Raw genomic sequence first — 19,512 nt, 5'->3', positions numbered from 1 at the left:
GCATGTGCCGCAAGTTTGTGGCAGCGGATTTGCCGGGCTGCACTCCGGCAGGCGGTGCTGGCTATGACCGGGGATAGCCGTGCGCGGGCCTAACGGATTGCGTTTTCCCTTGGGGTACCTGTAAATTCTACCGGGGGAATAGAGCAAAAAATTGGCCCGTAAGGCGCTACCTGTCACGTTTGTGAGATGGCAGGTTTTTCTTCGGCGCTCGCCGAGTAGGGTGGATAATGTGTCAAAACCGGTAGTATTTCTTGCAACTTCGGCAGACTTGCCGAATCTTTCAGCTGACGAACAAGGGCTACCTGATGCCCTGCGGGAAAAGGGGATCGAGCCGCGCATCGCGGTATGGTCCGATCCTAATGTAGACTGGGAGGCCGCCGATTTGGTGGTTGTGCGGTCCGTGCGCGATTACGCGAAGAATCGTGACAGTTTCATTTCCTGGGCACGCGCCGTCCCGCGTCTGCTAAATACTCCAGACCTGCTTTCCTGGAATTCCGATAAGCACTATTTGCAGGATTTGGCCGCCGTCGGCCTCCCCACCATCGAGACCACGTGGTTGGAACCGGAAGAAAACCTGACGAAACACCAGGTGCACACGCGTTTCCCCGCCAGTGGGGATTTCGTGGTCAAGCCCGCCATTTCTTCGGCCGGGCGTGGAACAGGGCGGTACACGGCTAATAATGCGCCTTCGCGCGCGGAAGCCATCCTCCATGCGCAACATGAGCTGGCGCGCGGCCGCTCGGTCATGGTGCAAAGATATTTGGAAAATATTGATAAAACGGGTGAGATCTCGCTCGTCTTCCTCAACGGCATGCCGAGCTACCGGGTGGAAAAGGAACCAATGCTCCACCCGCGTTTCCGCAGTGGCGATTCTCCGATGGAAGAAGTGGTGCGTTCGGCTCCGGCCCATGCCCAAGAATGGCGGTGGGGCGATACCGTGCGTCAAGGCTTACACAAAGTGCTACGGCAAAAGTTTGGCCGCGACCACCTCTTGCTATTCAACCGGGTGGATCTGGTGCCCGCCCCGGAAGATGATCCGAACGAGTTTTACATTATGGAAGTCTCGCTCATCGACGGTTCCCTATACCTTTCCGCCGATGAATCGCATCTGGAACAATTCGCTAGTGCGATTGCGGTGCGAGCCACTTGGTAGGACGCGACGCCGGCGCCGTGTTGGTTCTCACCTCGGGGGAGATGGTGAAACTCTACCGAGGTAGGCTATAGTCTTTATTCGGCGCTAGCGCGCAATGGTGGCCATAGCTCAGTTGGCAGAGCGCCTGGTTGTGGTCCAGGAGGTCGCGGGTTCAAGCCCCGTTGGCCACCCCATTGCCCGGCCTTCACTTTTCCCGCTACGGGAAGACATCTTCCGCAGTATCGAAGAACGTGAAGGCCGGGTTTTCTTATCTCTAAATCTCCAACTGCACTCGGTGCCAGGTCCCTCACCGCACCGGGGATTTGGCAGGGGCAGGGTTTATTGCCCGCAGTTTTGGGCAAGAATTCGGGCTACGGCCGCGCAATACTTTGGACGGCGCTGCACCGTAACAAGAGCAACTTTCAGCTGAGCGCTATGCTGCTGTCTTTCGAACTACGTTGCCGAGCATCATTACCAAGATAGGATGAGACGAAGAAAGTTTCGCCTGGGGAAAGTTTCGCCCGCGGAGATGTAACGGAGATGTAAAAATTCGCGCCTAGCTGAGTTGGGCCTACTTTGGCCCGGCAAAGCCAAGCAGGAACACGAAAAGTGGTCCTCGTTATTGAAATGGGCACAAAGTTTACAGCATGACTACCATGGAGAAACACATACAGGAAGTGGTCAGCGGCAGCGACATGTGTCCGGTACCGGTGGCCCCTGGTGTGACGTGAAGAGAAATTTGTTGTGAGGAGCCGATTTGAATCAATCGCCGCAGCTTGGCGCGTTTGATACCCAAACACGCTTGCCGCGCCTGGGCAATGGAGTTGGCCGCGCGCACGGCAAAGTCATCTTGTTCGGAGAACACGCGGTGGTTTACGGAGCCCCAGCAATTTCTTTCCCAGTTGGCGTGCTTCCCGTGATCGCGAACGCATCGTTGGTAGTAGGGGAATCGACACTCGAATCAGAGTTATACCGCGGCCCGGTGGCACAAGCTCCGGCCCGGCTCGCCCCCGTGCTAGCCGCGATCGACGCCGCACTCGACGCCGCCGCACCTGGCCTGGGAGCCAAGGTTGCCATATATTCCGATATTCCTTACGAGCGCGGCCTAGGATCCTCGGCCGCTATTTCTTCTGCGGTCATCGAAGCAATTTGCCGGGCCGCGGGGCACCATTTAAGCCGCGAAGAACGTTTCGATCTCACCCAAACCGCAGAACGAGTGGCCCATGGCCACCCCTCCGGCATGGATGCCCATGCCGTTACCGCCAATAGCGTCATTAAATTCGAAAAACCGGTGGTTACCCCGGTTGCGGTCGGAGCACCTTTCTACTTCGTAATCGCTGATTCCGGATTGAAAGGCTCTACCCGGCAAGCCGTTAACGAAGTGCGAATGCTCCGGGAAACCTCACCCCATTACGCTATTCCGCGAATTACCGAACTTGGAAATATTGCCGAAAGAGCAGAAAGCTATTTCCGCAACGGGCGAGCCGTAACCATGGGCCTTGCCATGTGGCGCGCCCACAGCTTATTGAAAGACATAGGCGTCAGCTCCCAAAGTCTGGACACTCTGGTAGCTGCCGCTCACCAGGCCGGCGCCCTGGGCGCTAAACTTACCGGCGGCGGGATTGGCGGATGCGTAGTAGCGCTTGCCGGATCGCGCGCCGAAGCAGATAGGGTACGCACAGGATTGCTTAACACCGGGGCGAAAAACGCCTGGGTAACCACATTGGAGCCAACGAAGTGACAACAACAGCCCGTGCCTACCCCAATATTGCGCTGATCAAATATTGGGGTAAAGCCGATGAAGAGCTTATGCTGCCAGCCGCCGGATCACTGTCGATGACCCTAGACATCTACCCGACGGTTACCTCTGTGCGGCGCAACAATAACGACGCCGACACCATGATTTTCAATGGGCGGCCCGCCACTGACCGCGAACTTGCACGCGCGGTGCGGCTACTAGACGTACTCCGCGAAATTGCCACCCAGCGTGGCCTACCCCAAGCTGGCAACTGGCACGTAGATATCGCGACCCGCAACGCCGCCCCCACCGGGGCGGGAATGGCCTCCTCGGCTTCCGGGTTCGCCGCGCTCGCGGTGGCCGCTGCGGCCGAATTTGGGTTGGAGCTTTCTCCGGCTGAGCTTTCTCGTCTCGCGCGTCGAGGTTCCGGATCTGCGGCGCGCTCCATCGTGGGCGGGGTTGCGCTCTGGCACGCGGGAACGGATGCACAGTCCTATGCCGAACCGGTAAGCGCACCCGAAATGCGGATGATATCCGTCGTCGTCTCCCGTAAACACAAGAAAATAACCAGCCGGGAAGCCATGCGGATTACGGCCGCTACCTCCCCCTATTACGCGGGTTGGGTGGAAACGACGCAAGAAATGTTGCCCGCGGCTGTACAGGCCTGCGCGGATGGAGACTTCACGCGGCTGGGGGAATTAGCCGAAATGTCGGCTTTGCGGATGCACGCAGCGATCATGGCCTGCGAACCGCCAATTCATTACTTAGAGCCCGTGAGTTGGGAAATTATTGCTCTAGCGGGCGAGTTGCGCGAAAACGGCATACCGGTATACGCCACCGCGGATGCCGGCCCCAATGTGGTGCTCATAACCACGCCCACTTATGCGGAGGAAGTGGCCCAGGCGGCGCAAAATTTGGGGACGGTCTCGATTTCGGGGCCCGGCCCGACCGCACAAGTACTTCCCGCATCTGCTTCTTTGTTTGGCGGGGAAGGGGAAAAACATGAGTGAGGCTATAACGGTGCAGGCGCCGGGCAAGCTCTACATTGCCGGAGAATACGCCGTCGTCGAATCAGGACAACCGGCCGTGCTTATTGCCATCGACCGGTTTATGACGGTAAAACTTGCGCCTGCCGAAAACTATGGGCTCGTACGTTCCCACGGTGCTGCCTTCGATACGGTGTACTGGCGGCACGAAAACGGTACCCCCGTATTTGACGATTTTGGGCAAGACTACGCGGCTAACGCGATTCGCATTATTGAAAAGCTACGGGAGGAGCGTGGCCTGCCAGCGCGCCACTACACGATTGACATTACGTCTGGCTTGGTAGAAAAAGACGGGCGGAAATATGGGCTGGGCAGTTCGGCAGCCGTCACCGTGGCGATTGTGGATGCGCTCGGCAAGTTTTATGGCCTCGAGCTTTCCGATCTGGAACGGTTTAAACTCGCCTTGATCGCGGTTTTGGAACGCGCGCCGCGAGCGAGTGGCGGAGACGTGGCGGCTTCCACCTATGGGGGCTGGCTGTTTTACACTTCGCCGGACCGGGCCGGCATCGTGGAGAAAGCGACGCGGGGGACCGTAGAGGAAACTTTGGCGTGCGCGGCCTGGGATTCGTGCCGAATTGAAAAACTGCCGGCCCCGGCCCAGGAAACTTTGCAGGTAGGGTGGACGCGTTCACCGGCGTCTACCGAACATTTGGTTTCCGGCGTGCAAGCGCGGAGCAAAGGCTCATATTTCCCGGGCTTTTTGGAAAAATCCGCGGCACGGGTAGCGGGCATCGTAGCGGCCTTACGTAGTGCTTCGCCCATCGGACCGTTTGTTTCGCAGGCGCGAGAACTTTTGCGCAAATTGGGAGATACTTCCGGGATTTGTATAGAAACACCGCTGCTTACGGCGCTTTGCGATATTGCGGAGAAGCACGGCGCGTACGCCAAATCTTCCGGCGCCGGCGGTGGGGACTGCGGCATTGCTTTGGTGCCGGCCGAAATCGGCGCCAAGATTGCAGATATTCACCAGGAATGGCAGGAAGCCGGAGTATTTCCGCTACCTTTACGGGTCTGGCAAAAGCAGTAGACGGGCGGAATAAATATGGGACGTATGGGCTACGGCGTCGGAAACTCGGAAACTGGCCGCGAGAGCGCGGCGAATCGGGAGCAGCGGCGCGGCCGCAAGGATGAGCACGTGGATCTTGCGGTCGCCCAACAACCGCACGGCAATGATTTTGACGCTATCGATTTTGTGCATGACGCTTTGGCCGCGGTTGATGTGGCTGAGGTGGACCTGCGTGCGAAGATAGGGCCCGTGACGTGGCCGGTGCCGTTTTATATCAACGGCATGACGGGCGGGACGGAAAAAACCGGGCAGATCAACCGGGTGCTTGCGATAGGCGCGGCCGCGGTGGGAATACCGATGGCTACCGGTTCGGTCTCCGTGGCCCTGGACAATCCGGCTACGGCGGCCAGTTTCCGGGTAATTCGAGAAGAAAACCCGCACGGTTTTGTGATGGCGAATATTGGTGCGGGGCGTGGCGCGGAGGATGCACAGCGGGCAGTGGACTTGGTGGAAGCCGACGCCCTGCAAGTGCACATCAACGCGGTGCAAGAAATTGTGATGCCGGAAGGCGACCGCGAGTTCGCGCATTGGCAAAGCAATATTGCGGCAATCGTGCGGGCCGTGGAAGTGCCGGTTATCGTCAAAGAGGTCGGTTTCGGGCTTTCCCGGCGCACGGTGGAGACTTTGCGCGAGTTGGGCGTGGCTATTGCGGACGTAGGTGGTACCGGCGGAACTGATTTTGCAGCGATTGAAAATGCGCGGCGGAAGGGGCGTGAATACGCGTACTTGGCAGGTTACGGGCTATCCACCCCAGCCTGCCTGCTCGACGCCGGATGCGGTAGAGGTACTCGCGCGGTAGGTGCGGACGGTTTCCCGATTTTGGCCTCCGGTGGGATTCGCACCCCGTTTGATGCAGTAAAAGCCCTAGCTCTCGGGGCGCGAGCCGCGGGGGTGGCCGCCCAATTTTTGCGGTTAGCCCTGGCAGGCGAAGATACCTTGGTGGCCGGATTAAACTCCTGGAAAAAACAGATCCGCGCCCTCTTGGCGTTGCTGGGCGCGAAAAACCCGGTGGCGGCTACCGAAACGGACGTGATTATTCGCGCCGGCTTGCGCGAATGGTGTGAAGCGCGGGGGATTGATATTCACCCCTACGCCCACCGCCGCCCTTCCTAGTACTAATTCCGCGATTTCTGCGCGGTGCCGAAACGGGGTGCTTGCAGGTAACCGAAACCGCGGAATTGGTGTTTAACAGGAACCGCGGAATTGGTGCCTGACTAATTCCGCGATTTCTGCACGGTGCCGAAACGGGGTGCTTGCAGGTAACCGAAACCGCGGAATTGGTGATTAACAGAAACCGCGGAATCGGTATCTGACTAATTCCGCGATTTCTGCGCGGTGCTAAAACGTCGCGCTAGCAGGTAACCGAAACCGCGGAATTGGTGTTTAACAGGAACCGCGGAATTAGTAATTTGGGGTGATGTTACGCAGTCGATTTCTTTGCGCGCCCGATTACACCTAAGCTAGGCGCATGGCAGATGCTTCGAAGAAAACCGCGCCAGCGGGCCGCGCCGAGCCGGATTCCGTAACCCCGATCCCCACTAAATGGATCGGACCGATTCATATCGAAGGCCCGGTGTTATCCGGGGAATTCGAAGTCCCGCTCGCCACCTACGAATCCCCGCTCTGGCCCAGCTGCAATCGCGGGGCCGATGTATCGCGTATGAGCCCAGGCGGAATACACGTGGAAATTGCGGATGAGCGTATGTCACGTTCCGTGCTGTTCATCGCTGCCGACGCCGCGGGCAGCCTTGCCGCTGCCGCACAGATCTCGGCGCGGCAAGTAGAACTCGCGGAAGTCGTGGCCGGGCAGTCACGTTTTGCCCGTCTGCTTGATATCCATTCGGAAGCGGTTGGAAATCTGCTATACACCAGGTTTGAATTTGCAACCGGCGATGCTTCCGGGCACAACATGGCCACCCAAGCCTCCGAAGCACTTATGGACCGAATCCTTAGTTGGGGATTGCCGCTCAGTTACGGCTCCATTTCTGGGAACTATTGCATCGATAAAAAAGCTGCGGCTATAAATGGTATTCGGGGCCGCGGTAAACGCGTTATCGCCGACATCCTGATCCCGCACGGCGTCGTCGCCAAACGTCTCCACACCACCGCGCAAGCAATCGACCAACTCAACTACCGGAAAAACTGGGTGGGTTCGAACCTGGCGGGCGCGCTCCGCTCCGCCAATGCACACTACGCGAATATGCTCCTCGCTTTTTATCTGGCAACCGGCCAGGATGCGGCAAATATTGTGGAAGGTTCCCAAGGTTTCACACATACCGAACAGCGCGAAGAAGGCCTATATTTCTCGGTCACCTTGCCGAACCTAATCGTCGGTACCGTAGGAAACGGGAAAGACCTGCCTTTCATCGGGGAAACTATGGCCCGCATGGGCCTGGACGCACAACGCGAACCGGGAGAAAATTCGCGCGCCTTGGCCGGGTTAATTGCAGCCACGGTGCTGTGCGGAGAACTCTCCCTGTTGGCAGCGCAAACTCGGCCCGGCGAACTCATGGATGCACACCGTAAATTCGAGCGGGGAGGGGCGCAAAAACCGCGCCCGGATGCGGAAAAATAAGTGTGCTATAACCAGGAGTTGAGCCACACCGGAAAGCTAGTAACAGTGAGAGGCAAGCTACCCTGGGGAAGCAAGCCGCATGGCGAAGCAAGCCGCCTGGGGAAGCAAGTCGCATGGCGAAGCAAGCCGCATGGCGAAGCCAGTAACGCTGCGAAGCAAGTCACACCGGAAAGATAGCCACACTACGAAACTTCAGTAGCACCCGGAAGTAAACCGGCAGGAAAGTTTCCCGCACAGAAAACCAGATATTTCCGAAAAACAGTAGGCCGAAACCGGGTGCGACGAGTAACGTGGGATCAGCAAAGTACGAATCGGTAGCGTGCGTATCGCTCGCACCCGAACCGAAAAATAGCGTCAATAAGGGGCGAAATATGGCGAAAGTGCCGGTTGGAATTGATGCGATCGCATTGTCAACCACACATTACGAACTTCCATTACGCGAACTCGCGCAGGCCACGGACGTGCCTGTAGGTAAGTACCACGTGGGTTTGGGCCAGGTCCATATGTCCGTTCCCGCCCTGGATGAAGATGCGGTGACGCTGGGTGCGGAAGCTTTGGCTAAACTGCTCGGCGCCCGCACGGCGGACGCGGCGGAAGCAAGTGCGGACACGGCAGAAGCAGGGGCGAGCGCGGAGCTGTGTGAGCCCGCAACGAAGCCGGCTACCGAGGCTACCGATACGCCAGAAGGGACGGCGCCGTCTCTCCCCGGCTTACCGGAAAACGTGCGGTCCTTATTCTTTGCCACGGAGTCGTCGGTTGATCAGTCGAAGGCCGGCGGGGTGTTCATGCACAGCCTGCTTGGCTTGCCGCGGAACATGCGGACGGTGGAGTTTAAGCAAGCTTGCTATGGCGGGACTGCAGCCCTCCAGGCGGCCCTGGCCTTAGTTGCCCGCAACCCGGAGGAAAAGGTACTGGTGGTGGCGGCCGACGTCGCCCGTTATGCGGCAGATTCTTCTGGGGAACCAACACAGGGTGCCGGCGCGGTGGCCATGCTGATCTCCGCTCATCCGCGGCTGCTCGAAATAGACCCGGCCACCGGTGTTTATACCCTGGATATTAATGATTTTTGGCGGCCTAATGATAGTTCGACGCCGTACGTGCTCGGCCACCTTTCCATGGATGCCTATATGGACGCGTGCCTGGGGGCGTGGGATGATCTGGCCGCGCGTACCGGGCTAAAAACGCAGGATATGGCCCGTTTCGTTCACCATCAGCCGTTCGGGAAGATGTCGCGCAAGGCGCACGCACGCCTCATGGAACACACCGGGGATTCCCGCGGGGATGAAGTAATCGAATCCGGACTTATTTACGGACGTGATATCGGAAATACTTACACTGCAGCGCTTTATATTGGCTTGGCCTCGCTCCTTGCCAATGACACCGAGGATTTGACGGGGCAGCGTATCGGCCTGTTTTCCTATGGGTCCGGCGCGGTCTCGGAGTTCTTTACCGGGACGCCGGTGGCCGGCTACCGCGAAGAGTTGAAGCGGACGGGCGCCGATCGGCTTGCGGTTGAAACGATGCTCGCCACGCGGGAAGAAGTTTCCTTCGCTACGTACCGCGCTCTGCATGGGGCGCTACGCACCGATTCCGCGAATTATGAGACACCGCGGGATACCACCGGGCCTTTCCGCTTCGCGGGCGTACAAGACCATGCTCGGCGCTACGAGCGTACCGGCGCCTAGCGCGCGGACGCGTACAACTGGCGTAACGCGGGGCCGGCGCTGGCGACGTCGTCGTTGACAGCAGCACCGGCCCCGAAACATGCCTCGCAAATAACCGTAAGCAACTCCGTAAGGCGCGGACTGGTTTATTTTATAAAGCGCGGAACGATGCTGGCGACCGGACGGACTGGTCATCCGGGTTCGGAATGGCCCTGGGTCCGGACTAGCTATCCTGGTGCGGAACGGCGCTTGCTATCAAGCCGGCCTTGGTACCAGCTCCGGCCTTGTTACCAAGCTGGCCCTGTTACCAAGCCGGCCTTGTTGCCAAGCTGGCTTCCGCCACCCGGCCACGCCGGAGCTCCTAGTTCGTGCCGGAATTACCAGTTAGCTGCAACAGCGAAGTTACTCTCTATCCCTATCCGCGGCGGCAGAATCAGCCTCGGTACCAGTGGCAACATTGGCAGGATCAGCCTCGGTAGCAGCCACAGTTTCGGCAGGATCGGCCTCCGCACTAGCCGCCGAAGCGGCATTCGCAGAGAGCAATTGCTGCGTGCGGCCAGCTACTTGACTGGCAACTTCCTGCGCCGCTGCGGTGCTTGGCCCATCTCCTTCCGGGAACAACGTAGCGCGATAGTAACGAAGCTCGTCAATCGAATCATAAATATCGCCCAAAGCCCGGTGATTGCCAAACTTTTCCGGCGAAGCAAAGTACACGCGCGGGAACCAACGCTTTGCCAGTTCCTTGATGGAAGATACGTCAATAATCCGGTAATGCAGGTAGTTCACCAGATTTGGCATCTGCTTTTCGAGGAAAGTCTTATCGGTTCCCACCGAATTGCCTCCGAGCGGGGCCTTGCCCTTCTCCACGCGCGGCTCTAGGTAGGCAAGCACCTGCTTTTCCGCTTCCATGATGGAAACTCCCGCATCCCATTCGTTAATCAATCCCGAATTTGTGTGCATCTCCCGCACGAAATCATTCATGGATTCCAAAGCATCAGCACTGGGCTTAATCACAATATCGATGCCTTCATCTACCGGATTCAAATCGGAATCCGTCACCACCACCGAAATTTCCACAATTTCGTCGCGGCTAAGGTCCAAACCCGTCATCTCGCAATCGATCCAAACGATTGGCGTACTCATCTCGTGGTAACTCACGCCCCCATTGTAGGCGTGTTTAGCGAGCTTAGCGGTGGTGCCCCCGACTGGATTCGAACCAGCGACCAACGGATTAGAAGTCCGGTGCTCTATCCACTGAGCTACGGAGGCCTATTTGAAATCGGTACTCAGGCCGGCGTCGCGCGCGAAGCACACGTCCGCGCGAAGTGCAGGCCGCCAACCCAACCCTCAGTAATCTACCCAAGGCGAGCCGCGGAACGAAATCTTCACACTCGTGGTCATCGCGACACCCGAGCCGCGTAGCCGCGCCGCCTTCCGCCAGGTTTTGTTTCGCGTGCGCTGTTGCGCCGTCGCCGCGCCCCCGGCGAACCTCCGCCCAGCCCCGCGCCTTAAGTTCTCCGTTCCTTTCGTCTCGTGGCCAAGTGCAGGCTAGCTGGTGTTAAGCTGGGATGTGTGCCCCGGGCGTCTTAGACTGTGCAGGAACCGCGGAATTGGTGGCTCACGCTTCACGCGTCAATGATCAGGGACAATGGAGGAATGATGTATCGCCGAGATTTTGCGAAGCTCGTGGAACGAACCATGACCGCCTTGGAAGGTGCTCGGTTGCCGCTCTCCATGCCGGGATCCGAAGAAGTGGGGGAAGCCCGGATTCAATTGCTCACCCGCTTAGGGTCACGCGTGCTCCCCAAACTTCGCCAGTCAGATACGCCGGCAGTCATCGTTTTTGGTGGCTCTTCCGGGGCGGGTAAGTCCACGCTTTTCAACTCCCTCCTTGGCGCCGAATATTCGCAAGCTTCGGTGCTGCGCCCCACTACGCGCACGCCCGTGATTGCCGTTCATCCCGAAAATGTGGAGGCCATGCAAGACCACGCCGTCACCAAAACCGGAAACTTGGTGGTCACGGAAGGTGCGGTGCCCGGAGCGGTTTTGGTTGACGCGCCGGATCTCGATTCGGTTGATGCGGATAACCGGGAGCTTTCCCGCCGCTTGCTGGACGCCGCTGACCTGTGGATTTTCGTCACCACCGCCTCTCGTTATGGAGATTTAGTTTCCTGGGATATTCTCACGGAAGCGCATGCGCGAGGTACCACCATCGCCGTCGTGCTCAATCGGGTGCGGGAGGAAGCTTTGCGGGACGTGCGCAGAGACCTGGTGGCGCGGCTCAACTCTGCCGGTTTAGGTAATGCGCCTTTGCTCACGGTGCCCGACGCCGGCCCGCACGAAGGTCTTCTCCCGGAAGAAATCGTGACGGAACTGCGCGCCTTTTTCGAATCTATTGGGGCAGCCGGGTATAGCGAAGCCCTGGTGGAACGGTCGAATGCGCTCATGTTGCCGCAAACGGCAGACACCTTGGAGCGGATCGCCGCCGCGGTGGAAGCACAGGCGCAGATGATTGAAGCGTTGCAGCAACGCGCTCAGGACGCCACTGCTTCCATTCGCGAAGAACTCGCCAGTTTGGCTTCTCACGGTCGTTTCGGGCAGGGCGCCCCGACCACAACGTGGCTCACCCATGCCTCTGCCGGCGGCGCGCTCGCCGGAGTGAATCCGAATAATCGGCCCAATCTTTTACAACGACGCCGGAGCGGGGAACGTGACCAGGCAGTTACGGAAGTGTTCGACGGCGTCGTACGTTCCCTCCGCACCACTTTGAGCCGCGCGCTCACCTCCGCAGAAGGCGCTGTGCAGGCCGCTTGGGGGCAAGGAATCGCGGATACCACGCAGATTCTGGCGCAGGCACAAGCACAATCCGATCGGCCCGCGGTGATCGCAAAAGCGATCTACGAATGGATGGGCGACTTGAAGAATCTCATTACCACGCAGGACAGTAAAGGTTGGTTCGGCGCGGCTGGTACCGCATCCTTGCTGGGCGCGGCCGCCGGTGGCGTGCATGGTGCCACGGCTTTAGCCCGTTCCCTGCTCGGCCCGGAAGTAGTGCGTAGCGGGCGCGAGAGCCTCACCGCTGCCTTGGACCGGGCGGTGGATAATACGCTCCAGCCATTTATGGACGCGCTGGGTACGGTAGACGTTGGCAATGGGCGCGAACTACGACTCCGCGCCGCCGAATTCCGGACGCGTTTCTAGAGAGTTTTAACGCTAAATGGGTGGGGAGTGCGCTTCTGGCGAGTTTTAACGCTAAGTGGGCGGGGAGTGCGCTTCTGGCGAGTTTTCGCCGCGAAGCAGCTAGGGAAGCCATACCTGCAGCAAGTTTTCATCGCGAAGCAGCTAGGGAGCAACACTGCAAAGCAGCTAGGGAACAACACTGCAATCGGAAACCGAACCGTTCCCAGAAGCCTGCGCAATGTAGCAAAATACGTAAGTAGAGCAAAATTAAAACGAAGGGGTGCACGGTTCTCGTGGCAGAGCTGGAGAAAACGCCGGAAAACGGCACGAAACGGAATCTTACGGGAGCGGCCGCTGAGCTAGCGGAAGAATTGCAGCGCTTGCGCGCGGCCATGGACTTGGCGGGCGAGCGGGCCGATCCGTTTTTAGTAGACCGGGCACGGCGCGAAATTGAGAGCATTCAAGAACGCGTTAATGCTGGTATGGGGATCACTGTGGCGGCCTTGGCGGGCGGCACCGGGTCGGGTAAATCAACGCTGTTTAATGCGCTAACCGGCCTGCACTTTGCGGATCCGGGGGATATCCGGCCGACGACGATGGATATTTCGGCGTGTACGTGGAGCGCGGATGCTCCCGAGCTCCTGGACATTCTAGGGGTCGATCCGCGGCGGACCATCGCCTACGATTCGATTCTTGCCCCGGACGATCATGGGATTTCGTCCCTGATTTTGCTTGATTTGCCGGATCATGATTCGGTGGCGGCGAGCAATACGGCAAAGGTGGACCGGGTGCTACCCATGGTCGATCTGCTCATTTGGGTGCTCGATCCGCAAAAATATGCCGATAATCTGATCCATGACGCGTATATTTCGGCGATGAAGAACCGGCGGGAACGCATGATTGTGCTCCTCAACCAGGCCGATACGATTCCGCAAGGGCGGGTTGCGGACGTAGTGGAAGACGTGCGGCGTTTACTGGCCGCTGAAGGCATGGAAGAAGTACCCGTCTACGCCACTTCCGGTAAAGAACGTATCGGCTTGGAACCGGTGTGGGAGGAATTGCGCACCGCTTCCCAATCTACGGATTCCGCTTTGGAAACGGCCCGAGCCGAACTTGACGCGGTGCGGGCGCGCCTGGCGCAAGGTTACGAGACTCCGGCGGTCAACCCGCGCGGCCAGGAAATTGAAGAACTCACCGACGATCTTTATTCCTCTTCGGGAATTTCAGCGGTGACCGCGGCCCTGGCAGATCCGTCCAGCCGCGCCATTCCCCGGCCGGAACAGCCCTCTTTGGCATCCATGACCGCAGCCCGAGAATCATGGCTGGCATTCGTGCGTTCTGGTTTGCCGGGTCGGTGGGCGAACGCGCTCGATGAAGAAATTCCCGAACCGGAACATATTCGCCGGGCTTTGGGTGTGGCCGTGCGCGCTGTACCCGCGCGCCGCCGCGGAAGTACCGGGGCCTGGGTGTGCGGCATATTGGGTCTCCTGATCCTCGTTTTGGGAATTTTGCTGCCCCTGGTCGGAGCGGTTGCGTTCCCGCTGTGGGCGGGAATTACCGTCGGCGTGCTCGGCGCGGGGGTGAGTATCGCGTGTGCCTGGTTACTGAAACGAAAAGCCGCGCGCGGCGCTGCCCGCACGTACGACGCCGCTATGCGCGAATCCATCTCTCAAGCCGTAGAGAAGGAATTCATCCTGCCCGCAGCAAAAGTTCTGGACGACTACACACAAACCCGCCAGCTGCTAACTGACTGATATGACAGTTGGCAGGTGATATAGCGGTTAGCGGGTGATATGGCGGTTTGCGGACCGGACGCGGTAAGCGGACTAGATGGTAGCGGACTGGTCGATAGCGGACTGGGATGGTAGCGGACTGGATGGTAGCGCACTTGTCGGTAGCGGACTGGTCTGCACCTGGGACACTCAGTGCGTGGGATAGTGGGCTGAGTAATTCGCGCGCGGTGTTGAGACATGTGCGTGTTCGAAAATATACAGATGCCTGCGGTTTCCACAGGCGGCCAGGCGCGAGCTTCATCCACAGCTGAGGTGCGGCGTCGAACCTAAAAGTATTCTCCCCGGCAAGCTAGGTGTAGGGACTGCGGAGAGGCCGCGGTCCGTATAAAACCCAGCCCCGTAAGCGATGCACAGCGAACTAGAAGCAAGCATGCAAAACGCGGCAAACGTGCGTGCGCGTGAAGCAAGTGAGACGTAAGCCTACAAGCTGAGCGCAACAAACATGCGGCCGTTGTTCGGCAAGCGTCAGGCGGGCGCGAAGCGCGGCAGTGTGACGCGTGCGAGCAAAGCATGGCGAGTGTGACGCGTGCGAGCAAAGCATGGCGAGTGTGACGCGTGCGAGCAAAGCATGGCGAGTGTGACGCGTGCGAGCAAAGCATGGCGAGTGTGACGCGTGCGAGCAAAGCATGGCGAGTGTGACGCGTGCGAGCAAAGCATGGCGAGTGTGACGCGTGCGAGCAAAGCATGGCGAGTGTGACGCGTGCGAGCGAAGCGTGGCGAGTGTGACGCGTGCGAGCAAAGTACGGGAAACGAAAACGGGGCCGGCGCACGTGGCTGGGTACAAAGATGCTGAGGAGAAAGAATGGCAAACGAAACATACGTAACCATTAGGGGTTATGCCGGTGCAGATCCGGTAATTTTTAAGAACGACGACGCACCTGACGTAGCACAGGTATCGGTGGGCGTGACGCCAAGCTATTTCCACCGCGGGGAACAGCAATATCGGGAAGGGCCAACTGTTTGGTATGAGGTGCGGGCGCGCGGGGCATTGGGCCATAATCTTGCCGCCTCATGCCGAACTGGAACACCGCTCTTAATTCGTGGCCGTCTCGGCACTCGCGAATGGTCACCGGCCAATGAAAACGGCGAAAAATCTGGTGCCCGGACGCGTTTGGTAATCGTGGCGGATGCGGTCGGCGTCGAACTTGCCCACGGAACGGCCAGTTATGTAAAAGTTCGCCGCAATGGAAGCGAATACAACGGCGGTAACTATAACGGTACGGCAGGCGATGAACCGGGCGCGGCCGGCGGCGAGGCGCTGGCTGGCGGGTCGGGAACTGGGGTGCCCGGCAACCCGGTGATTGTGACGCAAGGGCCAAATCCGGAACCCGATGAATGGGAAATCCAGGAAGCTGATCCAGCCGGGAACCTGCAACAAGTGATGTAGCGGGGAGGCGTGAAACTATGCTTATGCGGGTAGGTGAGTGGTGACGTTACGGCGCACTTCGACCTTGCGGCGAGCTGTTGCCTTTGACAGTGGGCTAATGCGGTTGCAGCGAGCTGTGACGAGCCGGCCGGGATGAGCCGGCTGTGACGATATGGTGGTTGGAAACTGCAGAGCCGTCGGATTGGAACCAGACCGAGCAAACCATCACCCTGCCGGGAGCAGAATGAGAGTTGGACAGGAGCGGCAATTCCGGGCATATCTGTGAATTGCCGCTCCTGGAGAAAAAGCCTGGGCACAGGTGCTGGGAACCCCTGTATGCTGAGTCGGGGCCGATGCGCCTTGCGGCGAGAAATCGGCAGATAATTGACTAGCAACCGAATGGCAGAGGTAGCGTGGCTGAATTTATTTACCAAATGATCCATGCGTCTAAGCGCGTGGGGGATAAGGTGATCCTCGATGACGTCACGATGGCGTTCTTCCCTGGCGCAAAGATTGGCATGGTCGGCCCAAATGGTGCCGGGAAGTCCACTATTTTGAAGATTATGGCGGGGCTCGATGAGCCTTCGAATGGCGAAGCCCGGCTCACTCCTGGATATAGTGTGGGCATTCTCCTGCAGGAACCGCCGCTGGAGGAGGATAAGACCGTCCTTGAAAACGTCCAGATGGGACGCAAGGACATTATTGACAAATTGCGCCGCTTCAATGAGATCAGCGAAGAGATGGCCAATCCGGATGCGGACTATGATTCCCTGCTGACGGAAATGGGCAAACTACAAACCGAGATCGACGCTGCTAACGCGTGGGATTTGGATTCGCAGCTCGAACAAGCGATGGCCGCTTTGCGGTGCCCGCCCGGAGACACCCCGGTCAATGTGCTTTCCGGTGGAGAACGGCGTCGTGTTGCGCTCTGCCGGTTGCTCTTGGAAGAACCGGATTTGCTGCTCCTGGACGAACCAACGAACCACTTGGATGCCGAATCCGTGGACTGGCTGGAAAAGCATTTGCGTACCTACCCGGGTGCGGTAATTGCCGTAACCCACGACCGGTACTTCCTCGATAACCTTTCGCAGTGGATCGCGGAAGTGGATCGCGGGCGTCTCTATCCGTATGAAGGTAATTACTCGACGTACCTGGAAAAGAAACAGGAACGTTTGGAAGTACAAGGGAAGAAGGACGCCAAGCTGCAAAAGCGGCTCAAGGAAGAACTCGAATGGGTTCGTTCTTCAGCTAAGGGACGGCAGGCAAAATCGCGTGCCCGCCTAGAACGCTACGAAGAAATGGCAGCGGAGGCAGAACGCACCCGCAAGCTGGACTTTGAAGAGATTCAGATTCCGCCAGGGCCGCGGTTGGGTACCTTGGTGCTCGAAGCTAAGAATTTGCAGAAGGGCTTTGGAGATCGCACCCTAATTGACGGACTCTCCTTCACCTTGCCGCGTAACGGTATCGTTGGGATTATCGGGCCGAACGGCGTCGGTAAAACTACTTTGTTCAAGACAATCGTAGGGCTCGAGCCACTCGATGGAGGCGAACTGAAGATCGGCGAAACCGTCAAGATTTCCTACGTGGATCAGAGCCGGGCCGGTATCGACCCAGAAAAGACCTTGTGGGAAGTAGTTTCGGGCGGTCTCGACTACATCCAGGTCGGAAACGTGGAAATGCCTTCGCGTGCATACGTATCGGCTTTCGGATTCAAGGGACCAGACCAGCAGAAGAAGGCGGGCGTGCTTTCCGGTGGGGAACGTAACCGGCTGAACCTCGCGCTGACGTTGAAACAGGGCGGAAACTTGCTCCTGCTGGACGAACCGACGAATGACCTCGATGTGGAAACCCTGAGCTCCCTGGAAAATGCGCTTTTGCAGTTCCCGGGCTGTGCCGTGGTTATTACCCACGACCGTTGGTTCCTAGACCGCGTGGCAACGCACATTCTCGCCTGGGAGGGTACCGAAGAGAACCCTGCTAACTGGTACTGGTACGAAGGTAACTTCGCTGGCTACGAGAAGAACAAGGTAGAACGGCTGGGCGAAGCTGCACTCGCACCTTCGGCGGGCACACATCGCCGGCTCACGCGCTAGACGGACGTGCGCCATCGCTCGAGCTCTCGCAAGGGCAAGGGGCGGGCGTTTGCAGGGCTCTGGTGTTTTGCGAGGGCTCAGGCGTTTGCAAGGGCTCGGGCGTTTGCAAGGGCTCGGGCGTTTGCAAGGGCTCGGGCGTTTGCAAGGGCTCGGGCGTTTGCAAGGGCTCGGGCGTTTGCAAGGGCTCGGGCGTTTGCAAGGGTAGTGGCGCGTTGACTTGCGTCCCTGGAAAGGGTCCTGGAAGAAAGTGGCCCGGGGAGAAGGCTTCCCAGGAGTAAAGGGACTTGGAAGAAAAGTAGGCGCCAGCTGGTTCGGCAAGTTTGGGAACTGGCTGGCGCTGATAGGTGGGGTCCGCGGCGTCGGGCGAAAGCTACCAAGTAGGGGCATGCGACGTCGGACGAAAGCGAACAATGGAAGGTGCCCAAAAGTTCTGAAAAGATCCGCCGGGGCGTGAAGTAACACTTACTGCAGCACTGGAAGGTGCCCAGTAGAAACACGCCGCGGAACTGGCCTGTAGAGGCACGCTACGGAACTGGCGTATAGAGGCATGCTACGGGACTGCCTGTAGAGGCATGCTACGGAACTGCCTGTAGAACTAGCCTGCAGAACTAAAAATGAAGCCTCGGCACTGGAGGAATTCTTCCCGGTGCCGAGGCTTCATTTATGCAACTAACTTGGTGCGTGCTCCCGTTTTTTATTCGTGCACTTGTTCGTGTTCGGTGCTAGAGGGGCGTACGCGTACCATGCCTTCTTGCATCATCGTGGCAATATGCTTGCCGTCTTGGAAGAAACGGGCCTGGATGAGGGCGCGACCGTTTTGTGCGGAGAGGCATTCCATATCGGCGAGGATCCAATTGGAGATGTCGAAGTTGCGATGCCACCAGATGGAATGGTCCAAGGTGGCGATCGAAGAGATCGGGGACATCCAAGACAGTCCCAGCGCCTGCAATGCTGGCTCGAGCATGAACTGGTCGGCCGAATAGCCGAGGAGTGCTCGTTGCACAGTTCGGGAGGTGCCCTCCGGGAGTGGTGAACGAGTGCGCAGCCAGATGCGCTCATGCGGGGATCGTGTGGGCGCCGGCGACGTGTAAATCATGCCGTCAACATGGCGCAGATCCAGCGCGTTTGTGGTACTCATAATGTGGCCGTAGTCGCTATCAATGGCGGCGAAGAAATCTACGGAAGAATCAATCGATTCCGGATCCGGAACGTCAGTCGGCTGCGGTTCACCAAACGAGGGACCTTTTTGACGAAGCTGGAAAGAAACGCGGGCCGAGAAAATGATTTCGTCATCTTGGGTGGCCATTACATTTCTAGTGGAAAAAGACCGTCCGTCATTCAAATCAAGGACTCGGAAATAGATGGGCTTATGCAAGTCACCCGGACGCAAGAAAGCACCCGTAATCGAGTGCGCCAACCGCACATCGGGCCCAATTCCGAGAGTTTGGTTAACGTGATCGGCCGCGGCGATAGTCGCCTGCCCAAACACCTGGCCACCGTATATTCGCCCGGTAACCTGAATTAGGCTATCGCCGCGATAAGTTTTCTCGTCGATACGCTCGAGCGCCAGATTGTTGAGAACGCTTGCTAGTGGCTCCACATCTGTTTTCGGAATGTCGACCCGGTTCACAGGTTGCCTCTCTTTGTGTCGTGTAATGAGACCCGGAAATCTGTTTGGACCGGATCTCGGCTATTCTCTCCATGGTATCCCTCCCAGAATTTCTTTCGTAGGATACTGAATGTATGCTCGGAGCGTGATTGCCACTTAAATGCTTATGTCACACCAGCTCCGCGGTTTCCTATGTTTGCTGTCTGAAAGATAACCAGAGAAAGAAGCAGAAGCCAGAAAAAAGGCGTAA

At 58.4% G+C, this 19,512-nt stretch carries 13 protein-coding genes and 2 tRNA genes; 12 read left to right on the top strand and 3 right to left on the bottom strand.

Translation table 11 applies throughout. The features are described from left to right. Nucleotides 1-229: 229 nt before the first annotated feature. The 8 genes from H8274_RS07440 (at nucleotide 230) to H8274_RS07400 (ending at nucleotide 9,242) form a co-directional block, all read left to right on the top strand. Nucleotides 230-1,153 (top strand): ATP-grasp domain-containing protein, encoded by a 924-nt coding sequence (locus H8274_RS07440; protein ID WP_185934195.1) that lies wholly within the window; start codon nucleotides 230-232, stop codon nucleotides 1,151-1,153. Nucleotides 1,154-1,250: 97 nt separating this feature from the next. Then, nucleotides 1,251-1,326, top strand: a tRNA-His gene (locus H8274_RS07435). Nucleotides 1,327-1,889: 563 nt separating this feature from the next. Further along, complete coding sequence (gene mvk / locus H8274_RS07430) at nucleotides 1,890-2,873, top strand: mevalonate kinase (RefSeq protein ID WP_185934194.1); 984 nt, start codon at nucleotides 1,890-1,892, stop codon at nucleotides 2,871-2,873. Then, nucleotides 2,870-3,880 (top strand): diphosphomevalonate decarboxylase, encoded by a 1,011-nt coding sequence (gene mvaD, locus H8274_RS07425; RefSeq protein ID WP_185934193.1) that lies wholly within the window; start codon nucleotides 2,870-2,872, stop codon nucleotides 3,878-3,880. Before mvk ends, mvaD begins: the two co-directional genes overlap by 4 nt. Further along, nucleotides 3,873-4,943: a phosphomevalonate kinase gene (locus tag H8274_RS07420; protein WP_049619883.1), complete on the top strand. Its 1,071-nt coding sequence runs from the start codon at nucleotides 3,873-3,875 to the stop codon at nucleotides 4,941-4,943. Before mvaD ends, H8274_RS07420 begins: the two co-directional genes overlap by 8 nt. A gap of 15 nt (nucleotides 4,944-4,958) precedes the next feature. Continuing rightward, on the top strand, nucleotides 4,959-6,095 hold the full coding sequence (gene fni, locus H8274_RS07415; protein WP_244924570.1) for a type 2 isopentenyl-diphosphate Delta-isomerase: 1,137 nt from the start codon (nucleotides 4,959-4,961) through the stop codon (nucleotides 6,093-6,095). A gap of 355 nt (nucleotides 6,096-6,450) precedes the next feature. Then, entirely contained in the window at nucleotides 6,451-7,557 is a 1,107-nt protein-coding gene (locus tag H8274_RS07410; RefSeq protein WP_049619884.1) for a hydroxymethylglutaryl-CoA reductase, read from the top strand. A 371-nt stretch (nucleotides 7,558-7,928) separates the two neighbouring features. Further along, the gene (locus tag H8274_RS07400) at nucleotides 7,929-9,242 is read left to right on the top strand and encodes a hydroxymethylglutaryl-CoA synthase family protein (RefSeq protein ID WP_244924569.1); all 1,314 of its coding nucleotides are present in this window, start codon (nucleotides 7,929-7,931) and stop codon (nucleotides 9,240-9,242) included. Between the two features lie 381 nt (nucleotides 9,243-9,623). On the opposite strand, the gene orn is transcribed toward H8274_RS07400, so the two are convergent. Together orn and H8274_RS07390 are read right to left on the bottom strand one after the other, a co-directional pair. Beyond that, entirely contained in the window at nucleotides 9,624-10,379 is a 756-nt protein-coding gene (gene orn, locus H8274_RS07395; protein ID WP_185934192.1) for an oligoribonuclease, read from the bottom strand. A gap of 35 nt (nucleotides 10,380-10,414) precedes the next feature. Beyond that, nucleotides 10,415-10,490, bottom strand: a tRNA-Arg gene (locus H8274_RS07390). A gap of 387 nt (nucleotides 10,491-10,877) precedes the next feature. Here H8274_RS07390 and H8274_RS07385 point away from each other — a divergent pair. From H8274_RS07385 to ettA, 4 genes are all read left to right on the top strand, one after another. After that, nucleotides 10,878-12,422 carry a GTPase gene (locus H8274_RS07385; RefSeq protein ID WP_176700776.1) on the top strand — a complete coding sequence of 515 codons (1,545 nt, stop codon included), beginning with the start codon at nucleotides 10,878-10,880 and terminating at the stop codon, nucleotides 12,420-12,422. 272 nt (nucleotides 12,423-12,694) lie between these two features. Then, nucleotides 12,695-14,155 carry a GTPase gene (locus H8274_RS07380; protein ID WP_074660770.1) on the top strand — a complete coding sequence of 487 codons (1,461 nt, stop codon included), beginning with the start codon at nucleotides 12,695-12,697 and terminating at the stop codon, nucleotides 14,153-14,155. An 841-nt stretch (nucleotides 14,156-14,996) separates the two neighbouring features. Continuing rightward, nucleotides 14,997-15,581, top strand: coding sequence for a single-stranded DNA-binding protein (locus tag H8274_RS07375; RefSeq protein ID WP_049619888.1), 585 nt, complete (start codon nucleotides 14,997-14,999; stop codon nucleotides 15,579-15,581). A 392-nt stretch (nucleotides 15,582-15,973) separates the two neighbouring features. Next, nucleotides 15,974-17,653 (top strand): energy-dependent translational throttle protein EttA, encoded by a 1,680-nt coding sequence (gene ettA, locus H8274_RS07370; protein WP_185934191.1) that lies wholly within the window; start codon nucleotides 15,974-15,976, stop codon nucleotides 17,651-17,653. 694 nt (nucleotides 17,654-18,347) lie between these two features. On the opposite strand, the gene H8274_RS07365 is transcribed toward ettA, so the two are convergent. After that, nucleotides 18,348-19,283 carry an acyl-CoA thioesterase gene (locus H8274_RS07365; protein WP_049619890.1) on the bottom strand — a complete coding sequence of 312 codons (936 nt, stop codon included), beginning with the start codon at nucleotides 19,281-19,283 and terminating at the stop codon, nucleotides 18,348-18,350. Nucleotides 19,284-19,512: the final 229 nt, after the last annotated feature.

The sequence above is a fragment of the Actinobaculum suis genome, assembly GCF_900618115.1.
Lineage (GTDB): Bacteria > Actinomycetota > Actinomycetes > Actinomycetales > Actinomycetaceae > Actinobaculum > Actinobaculum suis.
This window is presented reverse-complemented; position numbering and strand designations above follow the sequence as displayed.